Below are 26,260 nucleotides of genomic sequence, written 5' to 3'. Positions count from 1 at the left end.
CTGGCCCGGTGATCATCGGCGTGGGCATCGACGTGGTCCCGGTGGACCGCTTCGCCGAGTCGCTGACCCGCACCCCGGGTCTGCGCGACCGGCTGTTCACCGCCGCCGAGCAGCGCACGCCCGCGGGTGCGCCCCGCAGCGGTGAGTCCCTGGCGGCCCGCTTCGCCGCCAAGGAGGCCCTCGCCAAGGCCCTCGGGGCGCCGGGGGACCTGCAGTGGCACGACGCCGAGGTGATGGTGGGCGACCGCGGCCGCCCGCACCTCGAGGTCCGCGGCACCGTCGCCGGGCGCGCGGCGCAGCTGGGCGTCACCAGCTGGCACCTCTCGCTGAGCCACGACGGCGGGATCGCCTCCGCCGTCGTCGTCGCCGAGGGCCTCCCGGGCGGGAAGGACGCGTGATCCCGCTGTTCACCGCGGCCGAGGTGCGGGACGCCGAGGCGCCGCTCCTGGCCGCGACCCGCGAGGGCGCGCTCATGCAGCGGGCCGCGACCGGCCTGGCGACCGTGTGCCTGCGGCTGCTCGGCCGGGCGCACGGGGTGCGGGTCACCGCGCTGGTGGGTGCGGGCAACAACGGGGGCGACGCCCTGTTCGCGGGCGCGCACCTGGCCCGCCGCGGAGCCCGGGTGACCGCCGTCCTCCTCGACGCCGACCGCGCGCACCCCGCCGGGCTGGCCGCCCTGCGCAGCGCCGGCGGCCGGGTCGCAGCCCCCGACGGCAGGACCGGCCTGGCGCGGGCCGACCTCGTCCTGGACGGGATCGTGGGCATCGGCGGCGCCGGGGGACTGCGTCCGGCGGCCGCGGCGCTGGTCGAGCGGGCGGCGACCGGCCCCGGTCTGATGGTCGCCGTCGACGTGCCCAGCGGGGTCGACGCGAGCACCGGCGCCGTCCCCGGTGCGGCGTTCCCCGCCCAGCACACGGTCACCTTCGGCGCGGTCAAGGCCGGGCTGGTGGTGGGGGAGGGCCGCGGGTACGCCGGCACCGTCCACCTGGTCGACATCGGGCTCGGCGACCACCTGCCGGCCGCGACGGTGCGGCGGCTGACCGACGCCGACGCCGCCGGCCGCATCCGCGCGCCGCACGCCGGCGACGACAAGTACACGCAGGGCGTCGTCGGCGTCGTCGCCGGGTCCTCGACCTACCCGGGGGCCGCCGTCCTGTGCACGGGGGCCGCGCTGCGCACCCGGCCGGGGCTGGTGCGCTACGCCGGGACGGCCGCCGACGGCGTGCGGGCCGCCTGGCCGGAGGCGATCGTCACCACGGGCCGGCCACGCGACGCCGGGCGGGTGCAGGCCTGGGTGGTGGGCCCGGGCATGGGCACCGACGACGACGCCCGCGGCGTGCTGGCCGAGGTCCTGGCCACCGACCTGCCCGTGCTCGTGGACGCCGACGCGCTGACCCTGGCCGCCGCGCAGCCGGAGCTCGTGCGCGACCGCCGGGCCCCCACCGTGCTCACCCCGCACGACCGGGAGTTCGCCCGCTTCGGGAGCGAGGTCGGGGACGACCGGATCGGCGCGGCCCGCCGGCTGGCCGCCGACCTCGGCGCCGTCGTCCTGCTCAAGGGGGACGCGACCGTGGTCGCCGGCCCCGACGGCACCGCGTACGTCAACGGCACCGGCACCCCGTGGCTGGCGACCGCGGGCACCGGCGACGTGCTCGCCGGCATCGGCGGCGCCCTGCTGGCCGCCGGGCTGCCCGCGGGGGAGGCGGCCGCGGTGGCCGCCCACGTGCACGGGCGGACCGGGCAGCTGGCCGCCGAGGGCGGTCCGCTGATCGCCGGCGACCTGGTGCGCCGGCTGCCGGCGACGCTCGCCCGGCTGCGGCGGGCGCCGGCGGCGGGCCTGGGAGACTCGGAGCCGTGACCGAGACAGCCCGCGCGGAGGTGGTCGTCGACCTCGACGCCATCGCCGCCAACACCGCCGCCCTGCGCGACCGGGTCGGCCGCCCGCTGATGGCCGTGGTCAAGGCCGACGGCTACGGGCACGGGCTGGTGCCCGCCGCGCGCGCGGCGCTGGCCGGCGGCGCCGACGCGCTCGGGGTGGCGGTCCTGGAGGAAGCGCTGGCGCTGCGCGCCGCCGGGGTCACCGCGCCGCTGCTGGCCTGGCTCAACGGCCCGGGCGAGGACATGGCCGCGGCGCTGACCGCCGACGTCGAGGTGTCGGTCAACGCCACGTGGGGCCTGGCCGAGGTGGTGGACGCCGCCCGGGCCACCGGCCGCACCGCGCGCCTGCACCTCAAGGTGGACTCCGGGCTGTCCCGCGGTGGCGCGACGCCGGAGCAGTGGCCGGACCTCGTCGCCGCCGCGGCGCGCGCGCAGGCCGAGGAAGAGGTCGAGGTCGTCGGGCTGTGGAGCCACCTGGCCTACGCCGACGCCCCCACCCACCCCACGATCGGCCTGCAGGTCGGCGTCTTCGAGCAGGCGGTGGCGGTGGCCCGCGACGCCGGGCTGACCGACGCCCGCCGGCACCTGGCCAACTCCGCGGCCACGGTGGCGCTGCCGCACACCTGGTTCGACATGGTCCGGCCCGGGGTGGCGATCTACGGGCTCGACCCGCTCGGCGGCGACCCCGCCGCCCACGGGCTGCGGCCGGCGATGACCGTGCAGGCGCGGGTGGTGCTCACCAAGCGGGTGCCGGCCGGCGTCGGGGTCTCCTACGGGCACACCTACTCGCCGCGGCAGGAGACGACGCTGGCCGTCGTCCCCGTCGGGTACGCCGACGGCGTTCCGCGGGCGGCCGGCAACCGCGCGCCGGTGCTGGCCGCCGGCGCCCAGCGCAGCATCGCCGGACGGGTCTGCATGGACCAGTTCGTGCTCGACGTCGGGGACGCGCCGGTCGCGGCCGGGGACCGGGTGGTCCTCTGGGGCCCGGGCACGGACGGCGAACCGACCGCGCAGCAGTGGGCCGACGCGCTCGACACCATCCACTACGAGCTGGTGGCCCGCGTCGGGGGCCGGTTCGTCCGCCGGCACGTCGGGTCGGCAGGCGCGGTCTGATGGGCTCCCGCACGCCGGCCAGGCGGGGCGCGCACCCGCACCCGCACCACCGGGCCGGGATCATCGGCGCGGTCCTCGGCCTGGCCGCCGCCGGCACCGCGGTCGGCGTCGCGGTCAGCCGGGCTGCGGCGCGCCGGGTGGGTGCCGAGCGGGTGGGGTCGGCGGCCGGGCTGCCGGCCGGGGCCTCGGACGCCGAGCTGCGCTCCGACGACCCGCTGGGTGCCGAGTCCCGCGCCGCCGACCGGACGGCGCTGGTGCTCGCCGACGACGGGGTGCTGCTCGACGTGGAGGAGGTCGGCCCGGCCGACGCCCCGCTGACCGTCGTCTTCGTGCACGGCTACACGCTGTCGATGGCGTCGTGGACCTTCCAGCGCCGGGCGCTGGGCGCCGAGCTGGCGACCGCCAACGGCTCGCGCCCGGAGGCCCGGCTGGTCTTCTACGACCAGCGGGGCCACGGCGCCTCCGGCCGCGGGCCGGGCGAGCACTCGACCATGGAGCAGCTGGGCCGCGACCTGGACCGGGTGATCGAGAGCCGGGTCCCGCGCGGGCCGGTCGTGCTGGTCGGCCACTCGATGGGCGGCATGACGATCATGGCGCTGGCGGCGCTGCGGCCGGAGCTGTTCGGCACCAAGGTGGTCGGCGTCGCGCTCCTGAGCACGTCCAGCGGCAACCTCGCCGACCTCGACTTCGGCATGCCCGAGCTGCTCACCCGGGTGCGCGCGGCGCTGCTCCCGGTCGCGGCGTTCACGATGCGCCGCCGTCCGGCGTTCGCCGAGCGCACCCGCCGGCTGGCCGCCGACCTGATCTCGCACGTCACCTGGTCGCTGTCGTTCGCCTCGGCCGACGTCGACCCGGCGCTGGGCCGCTACGTGGACGCGATGATCGCCGGGACGCCGGTCGAGGTGATCGCGGAGTTCTACCCCGCGCTCGCCGGCCTGGACGAGACCGGGTCCCTGGAGCCGCTGCGCGCGGTCCCGACCCTGGTGCTCACCGGCGCCAGCGACACGCTGATCCCCAGCGCGCACAGCGACGCCCTCGTGGAGCTGCTGCCCGACAGCGAGTACGTCGTCGTCCCCGACGCCGGGCACATGGTGCTGCTGGAGGAGCCCGACGTGGTGACCGAGGCCCTCAGCCGGCTGCTGCGTCGCGTGCTCGCCGCCACCCCGGCGGTCTCCGGCTCGTAGGTCGCCTCACTGCTCGGACCAGACCCCCAGCTCGTTGCCACTCGGGTCGGTGAAGTGGAACCGGCGGCCGCCGGGGAACGCGTACGGCCCGTTCACGACGGCGCCACCGGCGCGCGTCACCGCCGCCACGGACCCGTCCAGGTCGCTGGAGAAGAGCAGCACCAGGGGACCACCGGGCCGCACCTCGCGGTGCAGCCGCAGGCCCCCGACCTCCGGTGCGGACTCCTCCGGGGCGTCCCGGATGCCGGCGTACCCCGGCCCGTGGTCGGTGAACTGCCAGCCGAACGCCTCGCCGTAGAACCGCTTGGCGCGGTCGAGGTCGGTGACGGTGAGCTCGAGGTAGTCGATGCCGTGGTGCCGGTGCGGGGACGGATCGGACACGGACCGCATCCTGCCCGCTCCCGGCCGCCCGGGGAGGGGCTCCCGGCGCGGGCTCGTAGGGTGCTCGGCGTGGCCCCCCGACCGCCCCGGTACGACGCCGCTGCCGAGGAGGTCGCGCGCGTCGCCGCCGCCGCGCCCGACTGGCCGGCCCTGGCCGCGGCCGCCCGCCCGTGCGTCGCCTGCCCCGAGCTGGCCGCGACCCGCCAGCACGTCGTCGTCGGCGACGTCCCGGCCGGCGGGCGGCCGCGGTTCGTGCTGGTGGGCGAGGCGCCGGGCGCCCAGGAGGACGCGACCGGCCGGCCGTTCGTCGGGAGGTCCGGCGCGCTCCTCGACGAGCTGCTGGCGCAGGCGGGGCTGGACCGGGGCCAGGCCGCCGTCCTCAACGTGGTGAAGTGCCGGCCGCCGGCCAACCGGACGCCGAAGGCCCCCGAGGTCGCCCGCTGCAGCGGCTGGCTGCGCCGGCAGCTGGAGCTGCTCGACCCGCCGGTCGTGGTGGCCCTGGGGCTCTCGTCGGCCAAGTGGTTCCTCGGCCCCCGCACCGTGCTGGCCCAGGTCCGCGGGCGGGCCCACGACGTCGGGGGCCGCGCCGTGTGGGCCACCTACCACCCGTCGGCGGCGATCCGCTTCGGCCCGGAGGGCGCGCCGCGCGCCGGCCTGCTGGCCGACCTCACCGCGGTCGCCGGGACCCTGTCGTGAGGCGCGAGCACGTCCTGCCCGCCCCCGAGGACACCCGGGCGCTGGGCGTCGCGCTGGCGGGGCTGCTGCGCGCCGGCGACCTCGTCGTGCTGGTCGGCCCGCTGGGCGCCGGCAAGACCGCGCTCACCCAGGGGATCGGCGCCGCGCTCGGCGTCCGGGAGCCGGTGACCTCGCCGACGTTCGTCATCGCCCGCGTGCACCGCGGCGGCCGGCTTCCCCTGGTGCACGTCGACGCCTACCGGCTCGGCTCGGTCGCCGACGTCGACGACCTGGACCTCGACGCCTCCACCGAGGAGTCGGTGACCGTCGTCGAGTGGGGGCAGGGGCTGGTCGAGCAGCTGACCGACGGGCACCTGGAGGTCCGGCTGGACCGCCGCGACGACGACGTCCGGACGGCGCTGCTCGTGCCGCACGGCCCGGGCTGGGAGCAGCGGCTGGACGCCTGACCGGCCGCCCCGGCCCCGAACTCCGCGCCGGTCAGCCCGCCCGGTCGAGGATCGGCCGCAGCAGTCCGGCCAGCTCCGCCGGGTGCGAGAGGAACGGGGAGTGGCCGGCCGGCAGCCGCAGCACCTTCCCGGCCCGCTGCGCCATGGCCTCCTGCGCGAACGGCGGGATGGCCTGGTCCTGCTCGCAGACCACGTAGGTGCTGGGCACGGCTCTCCAGGCGGCGTTGGTCAGCGGCTGCTGCACCGACGTCAGCGACTGGAGGCCGATGCGCTCGACCGACTGCGTGGTGAGGTCGGCCGGCACCCCGTTGTAGAAGACGTCCTCCGGGGTGCGGACCCCGATGTGTGCCTCCTGCACGTCCCACCAGGGCGGTGCCGCCCCGCCGACGGTGCCGAGCAGCGACTCGCCCTCGTCGAGCTGGAAGGCGCACAGGTAGACCAGGTGGGCGACGCCGCTGTCGGCCGTGACCGCCTGGGTGACGACCGCGCCCCCGTAGGAGTGGCCGAGGACGACGACCGGGCCGTCGACGCCGGCCACCGCTGCCTGCACGGCCTCCGCGTCCTCGTACAGGCCGCCCAGCGCCCCCGGGTCGGTGCCCACGCTGGGCAGGTCGACGGTGACCACCGGGACGTCGCCGAGCGCCTCCCGCAGGGGTCCCCAGCACCAGGAGCCGTGCCAGGCGCCGTGGACGAGCAGCAGGGTCGCGGTCACGGAGTCTCCGTCCGTCGAGGTCAGGGGTCCGCAGCCGACCACGGGGAGCCGGTCGGGCGCCAGTGCCCCGTGCGCGCGGCGGCGCCGTCGGCACCGCTGACTACGCTGGTCGGTCGTGCTCGTCCTCGCCCTCGACACCGCCACCCCGACACTGGTCGCCGGGGTGGCCCGCTGGTCCCCGGGCGGTCCGGCCGAGCTGCTCGCCGAGCGGGCGGTGCCCTCAGGCAACCGGCACGCCGAGCTGCTGACCGTCGCGGTCAGGGACGTGCTGGCCGCCGCCGCGGTGTCCCTGGCCGACGTCGACGCCGTGGTCACCGGGCTGGGCCCGGGCCCGTTCACCGGGCTGCGGGTCGGCGTGGTCACCGCGGCCGCCCTCGCCGACGCCCGCGGCCTGCCGGCGCTCGGTGTCTGCTCGCTCGACGCCATCGGCTCCGGCGCCCGGACCGTGGTCACCGACGCCCGGCGCAAGGAGGTCTACTGGGCGACCTACGCGGCCGACGGCGCGCGGACCGAGGGCCCCGGGGTGGTGCGGCCGGAGGAGCTGTCCGCTCCCGGTCCCCTCGTGGGGGACGCGCGCTTCGCCGAGCGGCTGGGCGCCGCGGTCACCCCGGCCGAGGTGACGACGGCGGGGCTGCTGCGCGCCGCGGGACCCCAGCTGGCCCACCCGTCGGCCGGGGCCGCCCTCGTGCCGCTGTACCTGCGCCGCCCGGACGCCGTCCCGCCCACGTCGTTCAAGCCGGCGACCACCGCATGACGGCCCGGCTGCGGCCGATGCGGCTGGCCGACCTGCGCGCGGTGCTCGTGCTCGAGGAGGAGCTCTTCGCCCCGGACACCTGGACGGCGGCCATGTACCGCGACGAGCTCGCCCGCACCGACACCCGGCACTACCTGGTGGCCGAGGACGACGACCGCCTGGTCGGGTACGCCGGCCTCATCGCCTACGACGACGAGGCGCACGTGGCCACGATCGGCGTCGCGACCGACCGCCAGGGCGAGGGCATCGGCGCCGCGCTGCTCGACGCGCTGCTGGCCGAGGCCGACCGGCGGCGCAGCCCCGTGGTGCTGCTGGAGGTCCGCGCGGACAACGAGGTCGCGCAGGGGCTCTACCGGCGGCGCGGGTTCACCGAGATCGGCCGGCGCCGCGGCTACTACCAGCCCAGCGGCGCGGACGCCGTCGTCATGAGGAGGGAGAAGGTGCATGGCTGAGCCGCTGGTCCTGGGGTTCGAGACCTCCTGCGACGAGACCGGCGTCGGGCTGGTGCGGGGGCGGACGCTGCTGTCCGACGCCCTGGCCACGTCGATGGCCGAGCACGAGCGCTTCGGCGGCGTCGTCCCGGAGATCGCCTCGCGGGCGCACCTCGAGGCGATGGTGCCGACCGTGCACCGGGCGCTGGCCGAGGCCGGCGTGCAGGCGAGCGACGTGGACGCGGTCGCGGTGACCGCCGGCCCCGGCCTGACCGGTGCGCTGCTGGTCGGGCTGGCGGCGGCCAAGGCGTACGCGCTGGCCCTGGACAAGCCGCTGTACGGGGTCAACCACCTGGCCGCGCACGTCGCCGTCGACGAGCTGCAGCACGGCGAGCTGGCCGAGCCGTCGATGGCGCTGCTGGTCTCCGGCGGGCACAGCTCGCTGCTGCTGGTGCCCGACCTGGCCCAAGAGGTGCAGTCGCTGGGCCGCACCATCGACGACGCGGCGGGGGAGGCCTTCGACAAGGTGGCCCGCGTGCTCGGCCTGCCGTTCCCCGGCGGCCCGCCGATCGACCGCGCCGCGCGGGAGGGAGACCGGGCCGCCATCGACTTCCCGCGCGGGCTCACCGGCCCCCGCGACGCCCCCTACGACTTCTCGTTCTCCGGGCTGAAGACGGCCGTCGCGCGCTGGGTGGAGGCGCGGCAGCGGGCGGGGGAGCCGGTGCCGGTGGCCGACGTCGCGGCGTCGTTCCAGGAGGCGGTGGCCGACGTGCTCACCCGGAAGGCCGTGCGGGCCTGCCGGGACTCCGGCGTCGACCACCTCGTGCTGGGCGGCGGGGTCGCGGCCAACTCCCGGCTGCGCGCGCTGGCCGAGGAACGGTGCGCAGCGGCGGGCATCGTGCTGCGGGTGCCGAGCCCGCGGCTGTGCACCGACAACGGGGCGATGGTGGCGGCGCTCGGCTCGCGGCTGGTCCGGGCCGGGGTGGCGCCGTCCGCCCCGGACGTCGGCGCCGACAGCTCGCTGCCCATCGAGGACGTCACCCGGTAGCGGAGTGGCTGGGTGACGGGATCCGTCACCCAGCGACTCCGCACACGAGGGCGGTCGGGGCGCCGGCGACCCGGGTGACGACGACGGTCGCCGAGCCCGCGCCCGGCCCGCGCAGCTGCCGCGCCAGCTGCTCCGGCTCGATCGGCGAGCCGCGCTTCTTCACCACCACCCGGCCGACCCCGCGGGCCCGGAGCAGCGCCTTGAGCCGCTTCAGGCCGAACGGCAGGACCTCGTCCACCCGGTACGAGGTGACCCACGGGGAGTCGGCGGCCGCGTCGGAGGTGAGGTAGGCGATCGTCGGGTCGACCAGCGTGGCGCCCAGATCCGCCGCGACCATCGACACCAGCCCCGACCGGATGACGGCGGGGTCGGGCTCGTGCAGCCAGCCGCCCACCGGGCCGACCGGCGCCGGGCCGGGATCGGCGTGCGCGGTCAGCTCCAGCACCTCGTCCCCGCGCACCAGCGTGGCCCGGCGCCAGACCGTGGACACCGCCCGCCCCCACAGCAGCGCCTCGACGATCGAGCCCCCGGAGGAGACCCACTCCGCCTCCACGCCGGCCGGCACCCGGTCGTGGTCGAGGCCGGGCGCCACCTTGACCACGGCCCGCGGGGCCCGGTCGAGCAGCGCGGACACCGTCGTCCACGGGGGCGACCACCGGTCGGGGTCGAGCAGCCGCCGCCCGCCGGCCCGGCGCGCGGGGTCGAGGACGGCGGCGGCGCACCCGGCCACCTCCCCGCCGGCGGCGGCCGCGACCAGCTCGACCGCGTCCCCCGCGACCACCCACACCCGGTCGGCCACCCCCAGGGCCTCGGCGTTGGCGGCGGTCAGCTCCCGGGCCAGCGGGTCGACGTCGACCGCGAGCACGCTGGCCCCGGCCCGGGCCAGGGCGACCGTGTCGGTGCCCGACGCGCAGCCGAGGTCGACCGACGAGTCGGACCCGTCGGCCAGCAGCCGCCGCGCCCGCCGGGCGGCCAGCGCAGGGCGGCCGGCCTGCTCGAGGGTGTCCGCCGTGAGGAACAGGAGGTCGGCCTCCGGCCCGAAGACCGGTCGGGCCCGGGCCCGCAGCCGGGCGAGCTCCCAGGCGGGGCCGGCGTGGTCGGGCCCGACCTCCGCGCGCAGCCGGCCCAGCCCGGGGAGCAGGTCGGCGCCGCCCTCGAGCAGGGCGGCGGCCCGCGCGGTGGCCGCGGCGCCCTCGGGGGTGCGCAGCCAGCGCAGCTGGTCGAGGGCGTCGGCGGGCACGGGAACAGGGTGACGCACGCGGGGGCTCCCCACCGGGGGACCCCGGTTGAGTGCTGGCACTCTCGTGGGTAGAGTGCCAATCGACACGGGCAGGCGCCTGACCCCCGCGACGGCAGGCCGGGTCCCGTGGCACAGCTCAGCACCACCGACCCAGCCGTCCGATCCCGAAGGGGGCGTCACCGACGTGACGACCGCTACCAAGGTCACCATCAAGCCGCTCGAGGACCGCGTCGTGGTCCAGGCCAACGAGGCCGAGACCACCACCGCCTCCGGCCTGGTCATCCCGGACACCGCCAAGGAGAAGCCGCAGGAGGGCACGGTCGTCGCCGTGGGCCCCGGTCGCGTCGACGACAACGGCAACCGCGTCCCGCTCGACGTCAAGGTCGGCGACGTGGTCATCTACTCCAAGTACGGCGGCACCGAGGTCAAGTACGCCGGCGAGGAGTACCTCGTGCTCTCCGCCCGCGACCTGCTCGCCGTCGTGGAGAAGTAAGGACCCCGTCGCCCCCCACCGCTCGCGAGTTCGCGGCGGGCCCCTGCGACGGGGCCGCTCCAGCACGTCACCTGACCGCCCCGGCGACCCGAACACCGGGTCCCGGGGCGGTCGTCGTCTTCCCCCGCACCCCGATCGGAAGGGCCCCATGGCCAAGATCATCAAGTTCAACGAGGACGCCCGCCGTGCGCTCGAGCGCGGTGTGGACAAGCTCGCCGACGCGGTCAAGGTGACCCTCGGCCCGCGCGGGCGCAACGTCGTCCTCGACAAGAAGTTCGGCGCGCCGACGATCACCAACGACGGCGTGACCATCGCCCGCGAGGTCGAGCTCGACGACCCGTACGAGAACCTCGGCGCCCAGCTGGCCAAGAACGTCGCGACCAAGACCAACGACGTCGCCGGTGACGGCACCACGACCGCGACCGTGCTGGCCCAGGCGCTCGTGCACGAGGGCATGCGCAACGTCGCCGCGGGCGCCAGCCCGACGGCTCTCGGCGTCGGCATGCGCGCGGCCGCGGAGGCGGTCTCGAAGGCCCTCGACGAGGTCGCCATCCCGGTCTCCGACCAGGAGGCCATCGCCGGCGTCGCCACGATCTCCGCGCAGGACGCCGAGGTCGGGCAGCTGATCGGCGAGGCGATGGAGAAGGTCGGCAAGGACGGCGTCATCACCGTCGAGGAGAGCAACACCCTCTCCACCGAGCTCGACGTCACCGAGGGCCTGCAGTTCGACAAGGGCTACCTGTCGCCGTACTTCGTCACCGACCAGGAGGCGATGGAGGCCGTCCTCGAGGACGCCCTCGTGCTGCTGGTCAGCGGCAAGATCGGCGTGCTGGCCGACCTGCTCCCGCTGCTGGAGAAGGTGCTGTCCACCGGCGCCCGGCCGCTGCTCATCGTCGCCGAGGACGTCGAGGGCGAGGCGCTGTCCACGCTCGTCGTCAACTCGATCCGCAAGACCATCAAGGCCGTCGCGGTGAAGTCGCCCTACTTCGGTGACCGGCGCAAGGCGTTCATGACCGACCTCGCCGTCGTCACCGGCGGCCAGGTGGTCAGCGAGGACGTCGGCCTGAAGCTCGACCAGGTCGGCCTCGAGGTGCTCGGCACCGCGCGGCGGATCACCGTCGACAAGGACAACACCACGATCGTCGACGGCGGCGGCACCCGGGAGGCCATCTCCGACCGGGTCGCGCAGATCCGGCGCGAGATCGAGGCGACCGAGTCCGACTGGGACCGCGAGAAGCTGCAGGAGCGGCTGGCCAAGCTCGCCGGCGGCATCGGCGTCGTGCGCGTCGGCGCGGCCACCGAGGTCGAGATGAAGGAGAAGAAGCACCGGATCGAGGACGCCATCGCCGCCACCCGCGCCGCGGTGGAGGAGGGCGTCGTCCCCGGTGGTGGCTCCGCGCTGGTCCACGCGGCCGCGGCGATCGACGCCCTCGGCCTGTCCGGCGACGAGCTGACCGGCGCCCGCGCCGTCCGCACCGCCCTCGACGCCCCGCTGGTGCGGATCGCCGAGAACGCCGGCTTCGAGGGCCGGGTCGTCGTCGCCAAGGTGCGCGAGGCCGGCCCGGGCACCGGCTTCAACGCCGCGACCGGCGAGTTCGGCGACCTGGCCGCCCAGGGCGTCATCGACCCGGTCAAGGTCACCAAGGCCGCGCTGGGCAACGCCGTCTCGATCGCCGCGATGGTGCTGACCACCGACTCCGCCGTCGTCGAGGCTCCCGAGAAGGAGCACGACCACGCCGGGGCCGGGCACCACACGCACGGCCACTCGCACGGCCACGGGCACAGCCACTGAGCCCAGACCCCGGTGAGTTGATCATCGGCACGTGGCGGGCCGCTCCGGCGCGTCCCACGACCACGTGCCGATGATCAACACCTGAGGGCGCCCCGCACAGACGACGAGGGCCGGTCCAGCAACTGCTGGACCGGCCCTCGTCGTGTCTGTGGCCTCCGTCAGACCCCCGCGGCGACGGCGACGGGCTCCGCGGCGATCAGCCGGGCCCGCTCCTCCTCGCTCATGCCGCCCCACACCCCGTAGGGCTCGCGAACCGAGAGCGCGTGCTTGAGGCAGGCGTCGATGACGGGGCAGCGGCCGCAGACGGCCTTGGCGGCGGTCTGTCGGCGGGCCCGGGCGGGGCCGCGCTCACCGTCAGGGTGGAAGAACAGCGCCGTGCTCTCGCCACGGCAGGCTCCGTGCAGCTGCCAGTCCCAGACCTCGGCAACGGGGGTGGGCAGGCGGCGGATGTCGGCCATTCGTCCTCCTCGGCTCGGTGCGAGCCGGAGGGGGCGGTCCGGCTGCATGGGGCCGGTGCCCGAGGCCTCCACGGGTCAAACACACCGTGACCCCGCATTTTCTCGGCTCTCGTCTCCCCCCGCTGGGTGAGAGCGGCTGTCCCCGCTCCCTGGAGTCGATCAAGGTGACTGCAGGGCGTGCCGAACTCCGGCGTGGGACACCCGCCAGAGGCCCGGCGCACCACGGCGACGGCGAGCGGACCCCGAGCGGGGACCTCCCGCCCGAGCGACACCCGGCCGGGGGATCCGGGCGGTCGAACCCGGTCGGCACGTGGCGGCCGGGAGAGCGAGGAGCAGGCGTGATCGACGACAGGATGCGCGGCCCGGGTCACGGGACGACGACAGTGTGGGTCTACGACGAGCGGCGACGGGTGCGCGACGACATCGCGGGCCGGCTGGTGGCGCTGCCGTTCGTCGGCCGGGTGGAGGTCGTCGGCGACGCCGCGGCCCTCATGTCCCGGCTGGCGACCCGGATGCCCGACGTCCTCCTCATCGGGACCCAGCGGGCCATGGACTCCGGTCTCACCGTCGCCACCCAGGCGCTGCGGGCCCACCCGCGGCTGCCCGTGCTGGTGCTCGGTGCGCCCGACGACGCGGAGACCGTCCGCGCGGCGGTCTCCGTCGGCGCCCGCGGCTACCTGCGCTGGGACGCCAGCGCACTGGAGATGGGCCTGGGCCTGTCGCGGGTCGGCCTGCGGGTCGACGGCCGCGGCCCGCTGCCCGCGGTGCCGCACCAGCCGGTGCCCCTGGCCACGGTCGGCGCGTCCCACGGGTCGTCCTCCGGTGCCGCCGCGGCCTGGAACAGCGCGACGCCGCTGGCCGGCGGCGCACCGACGACGGTCCGCTCCACGGTGCGCGAGGCCGCCCAGGTGAGCCTCTCGATGCGCGAGATGCAGGTGCTGACCGGGATGAGCCAGGGCAAGAGCAACGCCCAGATCGGCCGGGAGCTCTACCTCTCGGAGGACACGATCAAGACCCACGCCCGCCGGCTGTTCCGCAAGCTGGGGGCCAAGGACCGGGCCGAGGCGGTGGCCACCGGCTTCCGCCGGGGCATGATGACCTGATCCACGAGCACCACGACGAGAGCCCCCGGTGAGGTCACCGGGGGCTCTCGTCGTGTTGGGCCCCCTGCAGGGTCCCGCCGCGAGCCTGCGAGCGGTGGGGGGCAGGGGGTCCTTCGTCAGTCCTCGCGGGCGTGCCGGCCGCCGCGGCCGGAGCCGCCGGGCTCCTCCCGCTCGGCCATCGCGGCCACGCCGTCGGCGTAGCCGCTGGCGTAGTCCCAGCTGACGTAGTCGTCGGGATCCGGGTCGAAGGGCGGCTCGTGCCGACCGGTCTGGCCCTCCTCCAGCAGTTGGCGGAGGTTGGCCTGCATCAGGGCCCAGTCGACGTGGTGCTCCTCCTCGCAGTCGGGGCAGTCCACGACGATGCCCTTGATGCCGGTCGGCTCGAGCAGCGTGCGGAAGACCTCCAGCTCCGCGAGGTCGTCCAGGACGCCGGCCCGTTCCTCCATCGTCAGCGGGGGAGGTCCCGGCTGGTCGGCAGGCCCGAAGTCGGGGCCGGCCGTGTCGTCGAACGGGTTCACGCTTCCTCCTCGCTGGCGCTCGTCGGTGTGCGTACACCGGGTTGTTGCGCCTCGGTGCGGGCGCGCACGCTCACCCGCGGCCCCCACGGTAGTGGCCTGACGGGGATCACATCGAGTGCCGTGGGTCGCCGCCTACGATCGGGGAGGCTCCCCGCGCGCCCAGGAGGGTGCCGGCCGATCCGGAGGGGTGGCGGCATCCATGCAGCCCGACCAGTACGTCCCCGAGCTGCCGGCGAAGTTCGCCCCGCTCGGTCTCACCTACGACGACGTCCTGCTCATCCCCGGTGCGTCCGACGTCGTCCCGGCCGAGGTGGACACCAGCAGCCAGCTGACCAGGGACGTCCGGCTCGCCGTCCCGCTGGTCTCCAGCGCGATGGACACCGTGACCGAGGCGCGCATGGCGATCGCGATGGCCCGCGTCGGCGGCATCGGCATCCTGCACCGCAACCTCGCCGCCGAGGAGCAGGCCGGCCAGGCCGACCTCGTGAAGCGGTCCGAGGCCGGCATGGTGACCAACCCGGTGACCTGCTCGCCGGACAACACCCTCGCCGAGGTCGACGCGCTGTCGGCCCGCTACCGCATCTCCGGCGCGCCGGTCGTCGACGCCGACGGCGTCCTGGTCGGCATCGTGACCAACCGCGACATGCGGTTCGAGACCGACCAGTCGGTGCTCGTCCGCGACGTGATGACGCCGATGCCGCTGGTGACCGCCCCCGTGGGCGTGGACCCCGACACCGCGCTGGCCCTGCTGCGCCGCCACAAGATCGAGAAGCTGCCGCTGGTCGACGACGCCGGCCGGCTGCGCGGGCTGATCACCGTCAAGGACTTCGTCAAGCGCGACCAGTACCCGAACGCCACCAAGGACGCCGACGGCCGCCTCATGGTCGGCGCGGCCCTGGGCGTGGGCGAGGACGCCTACAAGCGCGCCGGGCTGCTGGTCGAGGCCGGGGTCGACGTGCTGGTGGTCGACACCGCGCACGGCCACCAGCGGGCGGTGCTGGAGATGGTCGCGCGGGTCAAGGCCGACTTCGGCGTGCAGGTGGTGGGCGGGAACGTCGCCACCCGGGCCGGGGCGCAGGCGCTCGTGGACGCCGGCGTCGACGCGGTGAAGGTCGGCGTCGGGCCGGGCTCCATCTGCACCACCCGGGTGGTCGCCGGCGTCGGCGTCCCGCAGGTCACCGCCGTCTACGAGGCCGCGCTGGCCGCCCGGCCGGCCGGCGTGCCGGTCATCGCCGACGGCGGGCTGCAGCACTCCGGCGACATCGCCAAGGCCCTGGTCGCCGGCGCCTCCACGGTGATGATCGGCGGGCTGTTCGCCGGCGTCGAGGAGGCGCCCGGCGAGCTGGTGTTCGTCAACGGCAAGCAGTTCAAGACCTACCGCGGCATGGGGTCGCTGGGTGCGATGCAGAAGCGCGGCAACCAGTCGTTCAGCCGCGACCGCTACTTCGCCGACGACGTCCTCTCCGACGACAAGCTCGTGCCCGAGGGCATCGAGGGTCAGGTGCCCTACCGGGGCCCGCTCTCCGGCGTGGCCCACCAGCTGGTCGGCGGGCTGCGCGCCTCGATGGGCTACGCGGGCGCCGGGACCGTGGAGGAGCTGCAGGAGCGCGGGCAGCTGACCCGCATCACCTCGGCCGGGCTGGTGGAGAGCCACCCCCACGACATCCAGATGACCGTCGAGGCTCCGAACTACCGGGGGCGCTGAGCATGCCCACGCGCGACACCGTCGAGATCGGGCTCAACCGCTTCGCCCGCCGCGGCTACGACCTGGACGAGGTCTCCATCGTGCCGTCGCGGCGCACGCGGGACGTCGACGACGTCTCGACCGCCTGGCAGATCGACGCCTTCCGGTTCGACATCCCGCTGGTCACCAGCCCGTCGGACGCCGTGGTGAGCCCGGCGACGGCGATCGCGGTGGGCCAGGCCGGCGGCCTGGGCGTACTGAACGCCGAGGGGCTGTGGACCCGCTACGACGACCCCGCCCGGGTCTACGGGCGGCTGCGCGAGGCGGCCGGCGACGGCGCCCCGCCGGTGGCGATGCTGCAGGAGGTGTACTGCGAGCCGGTCAAGCCGGACCTGATCACCGCGCGGATCAAGGAGATGCGCGACGCGGGCGTGACGACGGCGGTGCGCGTCTCGCCGCAGCACACCGTGCAGTTGGCGCCCACGGTGCTGGCGGCCGGGGTCGACCTGCTGGTCATCCAGGGCACGATCGTCTCCGCCGAGCACGTGACCAGCCAGGGGGACGCGCTCAACCTCAAGGAGTTCATCGCCGACCTCGACGTCCCGGTGATCGTGGGCGGCGCGGCCAACTACCAGACCGCGCTGCACCTGATGCGGACCGGCGCGGCCGGCGTGATCGTCGGCGTGGGCGCCGACAGCTTCTCCACCGGCGACACCGTCATGGGCGTGCGGGTGCCCCTGGCCAGCGCCATCGTCGACGCGGCGGCCGCCCGCCGCGACTACCTGGACGAGACCGGCGGCCGCTACGTGCACGTCATCGCCAACGGCCGGATCGAGACCAGCGGCGCCATCGCCCGCGCCCTGGCCTGCGGCGCCGACGCCGTCCAGGTGGGTGAGCCGCTGCGGACGGCGGCGGAGGCGCCCGGCGGCGGCATCTGGTGGGACTCGGTCGCCGCCCACCCGCGGCTGCCCCGCGGTGGCGCGTCGCCGGCGGTGCCGCCCACCGGGTCGCTGCAGCAGGTGCTGCTCGGGCCGGCGGAGACCGCCGACGGCCGCACCAACCTGTTCGGCGCGCTGGCCCGCACGATGGCCAAGACCGGCTACCGCGACCTCAAGGAGTTCCAGCGGGTGGACCTCGTGATCGGCGGCTACACCCCGGCCCGCCAGGACGACTGATGGACTTCCCGACCGTCCTCGTCGTCGACTTCGGCGCCCAGTACGCCCAGCTCATCGCCCGGCGGATCCGGGAGGCGGGGGTGTACTCCGAGATCGTGCCCTGCGACGTCCCGGCCGAGGAGATCGTCGGCCGCAAGCCGGCCGCGATCGTGCTCTCCGGCGGGCCGTCCAGCGTCTACGCGCCCGGTGCCCCGCAGGTCGACGCCACGCTGTTCGAGTCCGGGGTGCCCGCCTTCGGCATCTGCTACGGCTTCCAGGCCATGGCGCAGAGCCTGGGCGGCACCGTCGCGCACACCGGCGACCGCGAGTACGGCGGGACGCCGCTGACCGTCACCACCCAGGCGCGGCTGTTCGGGGAGCTGCCGGTCGAGCAGTCGGTGTGGATGAGCCACGGGGACGCCGTCAGCGCCGCCCCGCCCGGCTTCACGGTCACCGCGACGTCCACCGGGGCGCCGGTCGCGGCCTTCGAGGACGTCGACCGCAAGCTCGCCGGCGTCCAGTTCCACCCCGAGGTCCGGCACACCGCCCACGGCCAGACCGTGCTCGAGCACTTCCTGTTCGACATCGCCGGCCTGGAGCCGACCTGGACGATGGCCAACGTCGTCGAGGAGCAGGTCGAGCGGATCCGCGCCCGGATCGGCGACCGGCGCGCGCTGTGCGGGCTGTCGGGCGGGGTCGACTCCGCCGTCGCCGCAGCGCTCGTGCAGCGCGCCATCGGTGACCGGCTGACCTGCGTCTACGTCGACCACGGCCTGATGCGGGAGGGGGAGACCGAGCAGATCGAGCGGGACTTCGTCGCCGTCACCGGCGCCGACCTGCGGGTGGTCGACGCGCGGGAGCAGTTCCTCGCCGCGCTCGCCGGGGTCAGCGACCCCGAGCAGAAGCGGAAGATCATCGGGCGCGAGTTCATCCGGGTCTTCGAGCAGGCCGCGCTCGACGTCGTCGCCGACGCCCAGGCCCACGGCGAGAGCGTGGACTTCCTCGTGCAGGGCACGCTCTACCCGGACGTCGTCGAGTCCGGCGGCGGCACGGGCACGGCCAACATCAAGAGCCACCACAACGTCGGGGGGCTGCCCGAGGACCTCACCTTCACCCTCGTCGAACCCCTGCGCACGCTGTTCAAGGACGAGGTGCGCGAGGTGGGGGCGCAGCTGGGCCTGCCCGACTCGCTGGTGTGGCGGCAGCCGTTCCCCGGCCCCGGCCTGGGGATCCGCATCGTCGGTGAGGTCACCCAGGAGCGGCTGGACGTGCTGCGGAAGGCCGACGCCATCGCCCGCGCCGAGCTGACCGCGGCGCACCTGGACCGGGAGATCTGGCAGTGCCCGGTGGTGCTGCTGGCCGACGTCCGATCGGTGGGCGTGCAGGGCGACGGGCGGACCTACGGGCACCCGATCGTGCTGCGCCCGGTGTCCAGCGAGGACGCCATGACCGCCGACTGGACCCGGCTGCCCTACGACGTCCTGGCCCGCATCTCCACCCGGATCACCAACGAGGTGCCCGAGGTCAACCGGGTCGTCCTCGACGTGACGAGCAAGCCGCCGGGCACCATCGAGTGGGAGTAGAAGGACCTCTGCACCCCACCCTGGAAGGACCCCGTCCTCCTCACCGCTCGCAAGCTCGCGCCGAGCCTCTGGACGGGGCCGCGGCGGGACCCTGCAGGGGGCCGTTCCATCCCCTCACCTGCCCCACCGCTGTCGCTGAGGCTCGGGGCGGGTCCCGGCGACGGGGCCGTCCGGCCGCCGATCCGCTCGCACCTGCGCGGAGCCGCGTGGTCTGATCGCTCCGTGGACGTCGCGATCCGGCCGCTGACCGAGGACGACGTCGACCCGGTCGTCACCTTCGCCGTCGAGGCGTGGGCCCCGGTGTTCGAGAGCTTCGCGGCGGTCATGGGCTCCCGGGCCTTCGCGTTGGTCTATCCGGACTGGCGCGCCACGCAGGCCGCGGCGGTCGCGGAGGTGTGCCGGGCCGACGACACCGACGTGTGGGTCGCCGACGTGGCCGGCCGGCCGGTCGGGTTCGTCGCCGTCCGGTGGACCGAGGAGGGCGCCACCCCGGTCGGCGAGGTCGACATGATCGCCGTCGACCCGCGCCACCAGCGGGCCGGCATCGCCGGCGGGCTCCTCGACCACGCCGTGGCGCACGCGTCCGCGCGCGGCGTCCCGCTGGTGGTCATCGGGACCGGTGGAGACCCCGGGCACGCTCCCGCGCGGGCGCTGTACGAGGGGCGCGGTTTCACCGGGCTGCCGCTCGTGCGGTACTACCGCGCCCTGTGAGCACCCGCCCGGACGGGGGCGGCGTCGGGGGGCGGGGTGCCGAAGGCGGCGAGGTCCCGGTCGGGCACCGGCTCGGGGGTGAGGTCGGCGGCGGCGATCCGGTCCCAGCGGAACCAGCGGGGCGCGTCCCGCTCCCGGCACCAGGCCATGAGGTACCAGTGCCCCTCGGTGCGGGCCACCGCCAGGGGCTCGACCCGGCGGCGGGACGGCGTCCCCGCGGCGTCGCGGTAGGTGAGCACCACGACCCGGCGCCGCGCCAGCGCGTCCTCGACGACGGCGGCCGCGGCCGACCGCGGCGCGGGGCCGCGCACCCAGACGCGGCCGGCCAGTCGCTCGGTCTCGGCGCGCGCCGCGGGGCCCAGCGCGTCCAGCACCTTCTCCAGCGCCATGCGCCCGTCGGCGGCGAACGGCGCGTCCGCCGCACCGGCCAGGGCGACGGCGACCGCGACCGCCTGCGCGGGGGTGAGGTTCACCGGCGGCAGGGTCGCCGAGGCGTCGAGGACGTAGCCGCCACCCGGGCCGGCGGTCGCCCAGATCGGCACCCCGGCCTGCTGCAGCGCGGCGACGTCCCGCTTGACCGTCCGGGGTGAGACCTCCAGCCACCCGGCCAGCCGCGCCGCCGTCCGGCCCCGGGGCCCGGCCCGGCGCAGCTCCTCGGCGAGGGCGTGCAGCCGGTCGGTGCGGTTCACGCGGCCGATCCTGGCAGGAGTCGGTGACAGGACGGTGTCACCAGGCGTGCGCCAGGCTGCGGTCATGGCCTCGATCGCGCTCTTCCACTCCGCCCTCGGCGTCCGCCCGGGCATCACCGACGCCGCCGGCCGGCTGCGGGCCGCCGGGCACGACGTGCTCGTCGTCGACCAGTACGGCGGGCGCGTCTTCGACGACTACGCGGCCGCCGGGGCCCACGTCGACGAGGTCGGCTTCCCGGCGCTGATGGCGAGCGCGCTCGACGCCGTCCGCGACCTCCCCGACGGGTTCGTCGCCGCCGGGTTCTCCAACGGCGCGGGGATGGCCGAGTACGTGGCCACCCAGCGGCGGTGCGCCGGGGCGCTGCTGTTCTCCGGGGCGCTGCCGGTGGCGGTGCTCGGAGCCGATGCGTGGCCGGCCGGGGTGCCGGTGCAGCTGCACTACGGCGAGCGGGACCCGCACCGCTCCCCGGAGTGGGTGGACGGGTTCCTGGCCGACGTGCGGCGCAGCGGCAGCCCCGTCGAGTTCGTCGAGCACCCGGTCGCCGGGCACCTGTTCACCGACCCGAGCCTGCCCGCCGAGCACGACGCCGCCGCGACCGAGGAGCTGTGGCGGCGCGCGCTGGCCTTCTGCGCCCGGTCGACCGGCTGACCACGGCGGAGGGCCCGGGGAGCGATGCGCTCCCCGGGCCCTCCGCCCGTCCCGCCCCTCCTCGGGTCAGCCCCGCCGGCGACGGGCCTTCCGCAGTTCGCTCACCAGCAGCAGCACGCCGGCTCCGATGAGCACCAGCCAGAGCAGGCCGCCCTCGGCGACGAGCCCGAAGGGGACCACCGCCCCGGCCATCACCACGATGGCCAGGATGACGAAGGCCAGGCCCGGGACGAGCGCGGTGAGGTCGACGCCCCGGCGCTGGGGCGGCGGCGGGGGTGCGGGGGCCTCGAGCGCCGTCGGCGTGATGTCACCGAAGGCGTGCTCCTGCCAGGCGGTCGGGGTGGTGGGGAACTCGCTGTAGTCAGGCACGGGACACCTCCACGTCGCCGATACCGGCGTCGATGTTCAGGACGATCTCGGGCTCGTCGTCACCGGCGCCGCTGCCGCGGTAGAGGCCGTCGCCGGCGCCCTCCTCGCCGAACACCTCGATGTTGCCGATGCCGCTGTCGGCCTCGATGCGGACGTCGGCGTCCCGCGGCACGAGGATCTCCACGTTGCCGATGCCGGCGTCCAGCCGGGTGGTGATCGGCTCGTCGAGGGCGCTCATGTCGATGTCGGAGAGGTCCAGGGTCACGTCCCCGACGCCGGCGTCGTAGACCGGCCGGACGTCGGCCGCGGTCATCGGGTGGAACGTGCGGTCACCGATGCCGCCGTGGACGGAGCGCCACGGCTCGGCGGCCACGGCGATGAGCGCCATCGACAGCAGGACCCCCAGGGCGATCAGCCCGCCCTTGGCGCGCCGTCCGGTCGAGAACGCCGCGGCCACCAGGCCCAGGCCGACGACCAGCAGGCCGGACCCGAGGATGAACCGCGGCGCCAGCGACCAGTCGGTGAAGCGGCTGATCAGCACCATCGTGCCGACGACGATGAGCAGCCCGGCGAGGGTGATGCCCGGCACCGGGGAGCGCGGGCCGGCCGGCGCCTTGACCCGCTCGCCGCGGGATCCGGCCGCGCCGTCCCCCGGGGCGGCCGACATGAACAGCCACAGCAGCAGGTAGATCGGGATGCCGGGGCCGGCCAGGGCCAGGGCGACGAAGCCGACCCGCCACAGCAGCGGGTCGATGCCGCTGTACTCGGCCAGGCCGCCGGCGACACCGCCGGCGACCTTGTCGGTGCGGCTGCGCCGCAGTTGCGGCCGGGCCGGCGGGGTCGACGGGTACTCGGCGGGCGGCGGCCAGCCGGTGGGCGGGGGCACGGGGGGTGCCGGGGGAGGCGGTACGGAGGTCATGCCACAGAGCCTGCGACGCGAACGGGCCCGCAGGCATCAGGGAAGGCCCCCACTCGACCCTGGTCCGCTACTCCAGGGTGATCACCGGTGTGGGACGTGGCCGTCCGGTGCGACGATCGTCAGCGTGACGACGACTGCCCTCGTGCCGCAGCGTCCGCCCCTGGCGCGTCCGCGTTCGGGGCGGCTGCTGTCCGGCGTCGCCGCGGGGACGGCGGTCCACCTGCGGATGGACCCGCTGGTCGTCCGGATCGCGTTCGTGGTCCTGGCCGTGACTGGGGTCGGTGTCATCGCCTACGGGATCCTCTGGTTCTTCATGCCGGTCGCCGCCGTCGACGCCGTACCGGAGACCGCCGAGCCCGGCGAGCAGCCCAGCCGCCGGCAGGCGCTCGGCCTGACCCTGCTCGGGCTCGGCGCGCTGGTGCTGGTCACCAACATGGCCACCTGGGGCAACAGCGACCTGGTGATGCCGCTGCTGCTGGCCGGCACGGGGCTGGCGGTCATCTGGCGGCAGCTGGACACCGACCGCTCGCTGGCCCAGCCGGGCGTGCCGTGGGTCCTGGTGGGCGGCATCGCGCTCGGCGTGGTCGGGGTGATCCTGCTGCTGGCCACGACCGGCCAGCTGGCCAACGCCCGCAACGGCTTCACCGCGACTCTGGTCATCCTCGTCGGCATCACGCTCGCCACCGCGCCGGTGTGGCGGCGGCTGCTCGCCTCGCGGGAGGCCGAGCGCACCGCCCGCGTCCGGTCGGAGGAGCGGGCCGCGGTCGCGGCGCACCTGCACGACTCGGTGCTGCAGACCCTGGCCCTCATCCAGCGGCACAGCGAGGACCCCAAGGTCGTCGCCCGGCTGGCCCGCAGCCAGGAGCGGGAGCTGCGCACCTGGCTGTACGAGCCGGAGAAGGCCACCGAGGGCACCTGGGCCGCGCTGGTCGAGGGGATGGTCGCCGAGGTGGAGGCCGACCACGCGCTCACCGTGGAGTCCGTCGTCGTCGGCGACGCCCCGGTCGACGAGGCGCTCGCCGCCCTCGGCGCGGCCACCCGCGAGGCGCTGGTCAACGCGGCCAAGCACTCGGGCGCGACCTCGGCCGACCTCTACACCGAGGTCACCCCGTCGCGGATCGCGGTCTTCGTGCGCGACCGCGGCGCCGGGTTCGACCCGTCGTCCGTGCCGGCCGACCGGCGCGGGCTGCGCGACTCGGTGACCGGCCGGCTGGACCGGGTGGGGGGATCGGCGAGCGTCCGGTCGGCGCCGGGGGAGGGGACCGAGGTGGAGCTGTTCCTGCCGAGGGAGGCCGCGTGACCGGGACGCGGGTCTTCCTCGTCGACGACCACGCCATGGTGCGGTCCGGCGTCCGCACCGAGCTCGGGGACGCCGTGACGATCGTCGGCGAGGCCGCCGACGTCCCCACCGCGATCGAGGGCATCCGGGCGACCGGCCCGGACGTCGTCCTGCTCGACGTCCACCTCCCCGGCGGGGGCGGCCGGGCGGTGCTGGAGGCGCTGCGGGCCGAGGTGCCGTCGGTGCGCTGGCTGGCGCTGTCGGTGTCCGACGCCGCCGAGGACGTCATCGCCGTCATCCGCGCCGGCGCCCGCGGCTACGTCACCAAGACGATCTCGGGGCCGGACCTGCTCGACGCCGTCCACCGGGTCGCCGAGGGCGACGTCGTGTTCAGCCCGCGGCTGGCGGGGTTCGTGCTGGACGCGTTCGCGGCGACGCCGGCGTCGGCCCCGGCCGAGCCCGAGGACCCGGCGACCGACCCCGGGCTGGACCTGCTGAGCGCCCGCGAGCGCGAGGTCATGCAGTTGCTGGCCCGCGGCTACACCTACCGGGAGATCGGGTCGCGGCTGTTCATCTCGGTGAAGACGGTGGAGTCGCACGCCTCCAACGTGCTGCGCAAGCTGCAGCTGTCCAACCGCAACGAGCTCACCCGCTGGGCAGCGACCAACCGCCTGCTCTGACCCCGCCCCCGGGGGCAGGGGATGCCGTCCCTGCCCCCGGGGCGCTCAGGCGAAGTGGCTCTTGTAGATGACCCCGTGGACGCCGACGGTGCGGTCGACCACCTGGGAGACCTCGAAGTCCGCGGCGGCCGACAGGTAGGCGTAGGCCACCGTCCGCTCCATGCCGAGGTCGTGCTCCAGGAAGTCCAGGGCGTTGACCACGGCCCGCCGGGCGGCGACGTCCAGGTCGACGAACTGCCCGCCGCGGGAGCCGTCGGGGTCGGAGAGCCCGATCGGGAGCCAGGCGTCCGGTGACTCGCCGAACGGGTACCGGAAGGCCACGGACGGCGCATCGCCCGAGCCGGGCTTGCAGACGGTGAGCCGGAAGGTCAGCCGCAGGGACCCCTCCAGCGCGGTCAGCGCCACCTCGCCGTGCCCCATGGACATGTGCGGGTCGCCCACCGAGAACAGCGCACCCTCACCGACGACCGGCACGTAGAACGCCGAGCCGACGTTCAGCCGGCGGATGTCGATGTTGCCGCCGCCGACGGTGGGCGGGATGGAGTTGACCAGCGGGTCGTTCGGGACCGGCGCGTCGGCCACGGTGGCCACCGCCATGAGGCCGGCGAAGCAGTCGACCGGCCAGGAGACCCGGCGTCCCGCGGTGCCGACGGGCATGGTGGCGCGGGTCTCCCCGCCCCGGGCCCGCTCCAGCGGCGTGAACACCGAGACGTTGCCGTAGCGGGTGGGGTCCCCGGTGGCGCGCCCGTCGGTCCCGACCGGCGGCATGACCTCGGCCTCGGTGATCCCGCCCTCCGGGGTGGCCAGCTGGCGGGCCAGCGCGCCCTTGCCGTGCCGGCTGGAGACCACGCCGTAGGGCACCCGGGGCAGCGCGGTGAGCGGCTCGATCTTCAGCACGTCACCCGGCTGCGCGCCCTCGACGGAGACCGGTCCGGTCACGACGTGCGGCCCGTCGGCGTCGAAGCTGCGCGGGTGCCGGTCGTAGCCGGCCGCGATCGCCACCGCGTCGTCCAGGACGTGCTCGCGGGGGACGCCGTGGCCGCCGAACCAGGCCACGGGGTCGCGGCCCTGGTCCTCGAGGATGCCCTCGTGGCTCACCGTGTCGACGGTGATCGTGCCGCCCGAGCGGAGCCGGGCCACGGGGGCGTCGCCGACCCGGGGCAGGTACCCCCAGAGCACCTCCTCCGGCAGGGAGGAGAGGTACGCCTCGCCGTCGATCGGGCCCTGGCCGGGCTGCAGGACCTCGCCGGGCAGGCGGGTGCGGGGCGTCGCGGCGGCGGGGGACGCGCCGGCGAGGCCGGTCCCCAGCACGGCGCCGGCGGCCAGCGCGGCCTGGACGAACGCGCGCCGGCCGATGCCGCGCTCGACGACCTCCGCGGCGGTGGCGGGGTCGGGCCGGCCGGCCTCGGGTGTGGTCAGCGTCATGGGGTCTCCCGTCCGGAGGGTGGCTGGACGGGTCGAGTGGAACCGACGGCGCGTTACGGCCCGGAGTCGTGCGTTCCAGGCGGGTTGCGGGGTGCGCGGCGAGCGCGCTGCGTCATGCCGTGTGCACGATGTGGAAGGCCTCGCCGAGCCGGCCGTCGGGCAGGCCCAGCCGGCGGCCGTTCTCCCGCATCCAGCCGGTGACGAACTGCTCCAGGTCGGCCACGTGCGCCACCTGCGACACGTGGCTCTTCAGCGCGGCGAACTTCAGCTCGACCACGTCGGTGACGTCCACGACGTGGTCGCTGCGAGGGCTGGCGGTCAGCCACACCTCCTCGACCGTCCACGCCTCGAGCCCCTCGGCGGCCAGCTGGGGGAAGGCGAACGGGTTGCGGGCGTCGGGGTAGACCGCCCGCAGCGTCGACTCGCCGACGGTCATGTGGTCGGGGTGGCTGGCGCCGATCCGGTCCCAGAACCGCTCGGGGGAGCTGGTCAGCACCCGCTGCGGCCGGACCTGCCGGATCACCCGGCTGATGTCGCGGCGGAGGTCGAGGGTCAGCTCCAGCCGGCCGTCCGGGTAGCCGAGGAAGCGGACGTCCTCGACCCCGCAGGCCGCGGCGGCGGCCTGCTGCTCGGCGCGCCGCAGCGGGCCCATCTGCTCGCGCGGGGTCTCGTCGAAGCCGCCGGCGTCGCCGTCGGTGACGATCAGGTAGGTGACCTCGGTGCCGGCGGAGGTCCAGGTGGCGACGGTGCCGGCACTGCCGAAGTCGACGTCGTCGGGGTGGGCGAGCACGCACAGGGCGCGCTCGACGTGCTCGGCGGGCTTCCGGGGCAGCGGCGGGGTCACCCGCCGGAGCCTAGGAGAAGGACCCCG

At 75.9% G+C, this 26,260-nt stretch carries 29 protein-coding genes; 19 read left to right on the top strand and 10 right to left on the bottom strand.

The features are described 5' to 3' along the window. The first annotated feature begins 8 nt into the window (after positions 1-8). From PGN05_RS08115 to PGN05_RS08100, 4 genes are read left to right on the top strand one after another with little or no spacing between them, the layout of a single operon-like run. Positions 9-398, top strand: coding sequence for a holo-ACP synthase (locus tag PGN05_RS08115; protein ID WP_419752036.1), 390 nt, complete (start codon positions 9-11; stop codon positions 396-398). Continuing rightward, positions 395-1,858 carry an NAD(P)H-hydrate dehydratase gene (locus PGN05_RS08110; protein ID WP_419752035.1) on the top strand — a complete coding sequence of 488 codons (1,464 nt, stop codon included), beginning with the start codon at positions 395-397 and terminating at the stop codon, positions 1,856-1,858. The genes PGN05_RS08115 and PGN05_RS08110 overlap by 4 nt, the downstream gene beginning before the upstream one ends. Next, positions 1,855-2,991 (top strand): alanine racemase, encoded by a 1,137-nt coding sequence (gene alr / locus PGN05_RS08105; protein ID WP_419752034.1) that lies wholly within the window; start codon positions 1,855-1,857, stop codon positions 2,989-2,991. The genes PGN05_RS08110 and alr overlap by 4 nt, the downstream gene beginning before the upstream one ends. Next, a complete protein-coding gene (locus PGN05_RS08100) occupies positions 2,991-4,175 on the top strand; it encodes an alpha/beta fold hydrolase (RefSeq protein WP_419752033.1) in 1,185 nt (394 codons plus the stop codon). Before alr ends, PGN05_RS08100 begins: the two co-directional genes overlap by 1 nt. A 6-nt stretch (positions 4,176-4,181) precedes the next feature. Here PGN05_RS08100 and PGN05_RS08095 read toward each other — a convergent pair whose 3' ends face one another. After that, the gene (locus PGN05_RS08095) at positions 4,182-4,556 is read right to left on the bottom strand and encodes a VOC family protein (RefSeq protein WP_419752032.1); all 375 of its coding nucleotides are present in this window, start codon (positions 4,554-4,556) and stop codon (positions 4,182-4,184) included. A gap of 69 nt (positions 4,557-4,625) precedes the next feature. Between PGN05_RS08095 and PGN05_RS08090 the strand changes: the two genes are divergently transcribed. Both PGN05_RS08090 and tsaE read left to right on the top strand, forming a co-directional pair. Continuing rightward, positions 4,626-5,252 carry a uracil-DNA glycosylase gene (locus PGN05_RS08090; RefSeq protein ID WP_419752031.1) on the top strand — a complete coding sequence of 209 codons (627 nt, stop codon included), beginning with the start codon at positions 4,626-4,628 and terminating at the stop codon, positions 5,250-5,252. Further along, complete coding sequence (tsaE, locus tag PGN05_RS08085) at positions 5,249-5,698, top strand: tRNA (adenosine(37)-N6)-threonylcarbamoyltransferase complex ATPase subunit type 1 TsaE (protein ID WP_419752030.1); 450 nt, start codon at positions 5,249-5,251, stop codon at positions 5,696-5,698. Before PGN05_RS08090 ends, tsaE begins: the two co-directional genes overlap by 4 nt. A gap of 31 nt (positions 5,699-5,729) precedes the next feature. Here tsaE and PGN05_RS08080 read toward each other — a convergent pair whose 3' ends face one another. Then, complete coding sequence (locus PGN05_RS08080; protein ID WP_419752029.1) at positions 5,730-6,410, bottom strand: alpha/beta hydrolase; 681 nt, start codon at positions 6,408-6,410, stop codon at positions 5,730-5,732. Between the two features lie 115 nt (positions 6,411-6,525). Between PGN05_RS08080 and tsaB the strand changes: the two genes are divergently transcribed. The 3 genes from tsaB to tsaD are packed head-to-tail and all read left to right on the top strand — an operon-like array spanning position 6,526 to position 8,643. Next, the gene (gene tsaB / locus PGN05_RS08075) at positions 6,526-7,164 is read left to right on the top strand and encodes a tRNA (adenosine(37)-N6)-threonylcarbamoyltransferase complex dimerization subunit type 1 TsaB (RefSeq protein ID WP_419752028.1); all 639 of its coding nucleotides are present in this window, start codon (positions 6,526-6,528) and stop codon (positions 7,162-7,164) included. Next, complete coding sequence (gene rimI, locus PGN05_RS08070) at positions 7,161-7,616, top strand: ribosomal protein S18-alanine N-acetyltransferase (RefSeq protein ID WP_419752027.1); 456 nt, start codon at positions 7,161-7,163, stop codon at positions 7,614-7,616. The genes tsaB and rimI overlap by 4 nt, the downstream gene beginning before the upstream one ends. Next, positions 7,609-8,643: a tRNA (adenosine(37)-N6)-threonylcarbamoyltransferase complex transferase subunit TsaD gene (gene tsaD / locus PGN05_RS08065; protein WP_419752026.1), complete on the top strand. Its 1,035-nt coding sequence runs from the start codon at positions 7,609-7,611 to the stop codon at positions 8,641-8,643. The genes rimI and tsaD overlap by 8 nt, the downstream gene beginning before the upstream one ends. A 25-nt stretch (positions 8,644-8,668) precedes the next feature. On the opposite strand, the gene PGN05_RS08060 is transcribed toward tsaD, so the two are convergent. Further along, a complete protein-coding gene (locus PGN05_RS08060; protein WP_419752025.1) occupies positions 8,669-9,883 on the bottom strand; it encodes a class I SAM-dependent methyltransferase in 1,215 nt (404 codons plus the stop codon). Positions 9,884-10,067: 184 nt separating this feature from the next. Here PGN05_RS08060 and groES point away from each other — a divergent pair, with 184 nt between their 5' ends. Continuing rightward, positions 10,068-10,376: a co-chaperone GroES gene (groES, locus tag PGN05_RS08055; protein ID WP_097205740.1), complete on the top strand. Its 309-nt coding sequence runs from the start codon at positions 10,068-10,070 to the stop codon at positions 10,374-10,376. A 148-nt stretch (positions 10,377-10,524) separates the two neighbouring features. After that, positions 10,525-12,168, top strand: coding sequence for a chaperonin GroEL (gene groL / locus PGN05_RS08050; RefSeq protein WP_419752024.1), 1,644 nt, complete (start codon positions 10,525-10,527; stop codon positions 12,166-12,168). Positions 12,169-12,326: 158 nt separating this feature from the next. On the opposite strand, the gene PGN05_RS08045 is transcribed toward groL, so the two are convergent. Continuing rightward, entirely contained in the window at positions 12,327-12,626 is a 300-nt protein-coding gene (locus PGN05_RS08045; protein ID WP_419752023.1) for a WhiB family transcriptional regulator, read from the bottom strand. Between the two features lie 338 nt (positions 12,627-12,964). Here PGN05_RS08045 and PGN05_RS08040 point away from each other — a divergent pair, with 338 nt between their 5' ends. Further along, positions 12,965-13,729, top strand: a complete 765-nt coding sequence (locus PGN05_RS08040) for a DNA-binding response regulator (RefSeq protein ID WP_419752022.1) — start codon at positions 12,965-12,967, stop codon at positions 13,727-13,729. Between the two features lie 116 nt (positions 13,730-13,845). Here the strand turns inward: PGN05_RS08040 and PGN05_RS08035 are convergent, their stop codons facing one another. Further along, positions 13,846-14,247, bottom strand: coding sequence for a DUF5319 family protein (locus PGN05_RS08035; RefSeq protein WP_419752021.1), 402 nt, complete (start codon positions 14,245-14,247; stop codon positions 13,846-13,848). 199 nt (positions 14,248-14,446) lie between these two features. On the opposite strand from PGN05_RS08035, the gene guaB reads away from it, so the two are divergent. The 4 genes from guaB to PGN05_RS08015 all read left to right on the top strand — a co-directional run bounded on the left by guaB (position 14,447) and on the right by PGN05_RS08015 (position 19,379). After that, entirely contained in the window at positions 14,447-15,952 is a 1,506-nt protein-coding gene (gene guaB / locus PGN05_RS08030) for an IMP dehydrogenase (protein WP_419752020.1), read from the top strand. A gap of 2 nt (positions 15,953-15,954) precedes the next feature. Next, positions 15,955-17,106, top strand: coding sequence for a GuaB3 family IMP dehydrogenase-related protein (locus PGN05_RS08025; protein ID WP_419752019.1), 1,152 nt, complete (start codon positions 15,955-15,957; stop codon positions 17,104-17,106). Then, a complete protein-coding gene (gene guaA, locus PGN05_RS08020) occupies positions 17,106-18,668 on the top strand; it encodes a glutamine-hydrolyzing GMP synthase (protein ID WP_419752018.1) in 1,563 nt (520 codons plus the stop codon). The genes PGN05_RS08025 and guaA overlap by 1 nt, the downstream gene beginning before the upstream one ends. A 222-nt stretch (positions 18,669-18,890) precedes the next feature. Then, entirely contained in the window at positions 18,891-19,379 is a 489-nt protein-coding gene (locus PGN05_RS08015; protein ID WP_419752017.1) for a GNAT family N-acetyltransferase, read from the top strand. Here the strand turns inward: PGN05_RS08015 and PGN05_RS08010 are convergent. Further along, positions 19,364-20,068 carry a helix-turn-helix transcriptional regulator gene (locus PGN05_RS08010; RefSeq protein ID WP_419752016.1) on the bottom strand — a complete coding sequence of 235 codons (705 nt, stop codon included), beginning with the start codon at positions 20,066-20,068 and terminating at the stop codon, positions 19,364-19,366. The two genes, PGN05_RS08015 and PGN05_RS08010, sit on opposite strands and share 16 nt — an antisense overlap. Positions 20,069-20,132: 64 nt before the next feature. Here PGN05_RS08010 and PGN05_RS08005 point away from each other — a divergent pair, with 64 nt between their 5' ends. Next, the gene (locus tag PGN05_RS08005; RefSeq protein ID WP_419752015.1) at positions 20,133-20,717 is read left to right on the top strand and encodes a dienelactone hydrolase family protein; all 585 of its coding nucleotides are present in this window, start codon (positions 20,133-20,135) and stop codon (positions 20,715-20,717) included. A gap of 66 nt (positions 20,718-20,783) precedes the next feature. Here the strand turns inward: PGN05_RS08005 and PGN05_RS08000 are convergent, their stop codons facing one another. Beyond that, entirely contained in the window at positions 20,784-21,086 is a 303-nt protein-coding gene (locus PGN05_RS08000) for a hypothetical protein (RefSeq protein ID WP_419752014.1), read from the bottom strand. After that, positions 21,079-22,005, bottom strand: a complete 927-nt coding sequence (locus PGN05_RS07995; RefSeq protein ID WP_419752013.1) for a PspC domain-containing protein — start codon at positions 22,003-22,005, stop codon at positions 21,079-21,081. The genes PGN05_RS08000 and PGN05_RS07995 overlap by 8 nt, the downstream gene beginning before the upstream one ends. Before the next feature lie 124 nt (positions 22,006-22,129). On the opposite strand from PGN05_RS07995, the gene PGN05_RS07990 reads away from it, so the two are divergent. Further along, a complete protein-coding gene (locus PGN05_RS07990; RefSeq protein WP_419752012.1) occupies positions 22,130-23,305 on the top strand; it encodes a PspC domain-containing protein in 1,176 nt (391 codons plus the stop codon). Then, entirely contained in the window at positions 23,302-23,964 is a 663-nt protein-coding gene (locus tag PGN05_RS07985) for a response regulator (RefSeq protein WP_419752011.1), read from the top strand. The genes PGN05_RS07990 and PGN05_RS07985 overlap by 4 nt, the downstream gene beginning before the upstream one ends. 45 nt (positions 23,965-24,009) lie before the next feature. Here PGN05_RS07985 and PGN05_RS07980 read toward each other — a convergent pair whose 3' ends face one another. Both PGN05_RS07980 and PGN05_RS07975 read right to left on the bottom strand, forming a co-directional pair. Next, positions 24,010-25,389, bottom strand: a complete 1,380-nt coding sequence (locus PGN05_RS07980; protein WP_419752010.1) for an acetamidase/formamidase family protein — start codon at positions 25,387-25,389, stop codon at positions 24,010-24,012. Positions 25,390-25,501: 112 nt separating this feature from the next. Next, entirely contained in the window at positions 25,502-26,233 is a 732-nt protein-coding gene (locus tag PGN05_RS07975) for a PIG-L deacetylase family protein (RefSeq protein ID WP_419752009.1), read from the bottom strand. Between the last annotated feature and the right edge of the window lie 27 nt (positions 26,234-26,260).

Origin of the sequence: Geodermatophilus sp. CPCC 206100 (assembly GCF_048569675.1) — a bacterium.
GTDB lineage: Bacteria > Actinomycetota > Actinomycetes > Mycobacteriales > Geodermatophilaceae > Geodermatophilus.
This window is presented reverse-complemented; position numbering and strand designations above follow the sequence as displayed.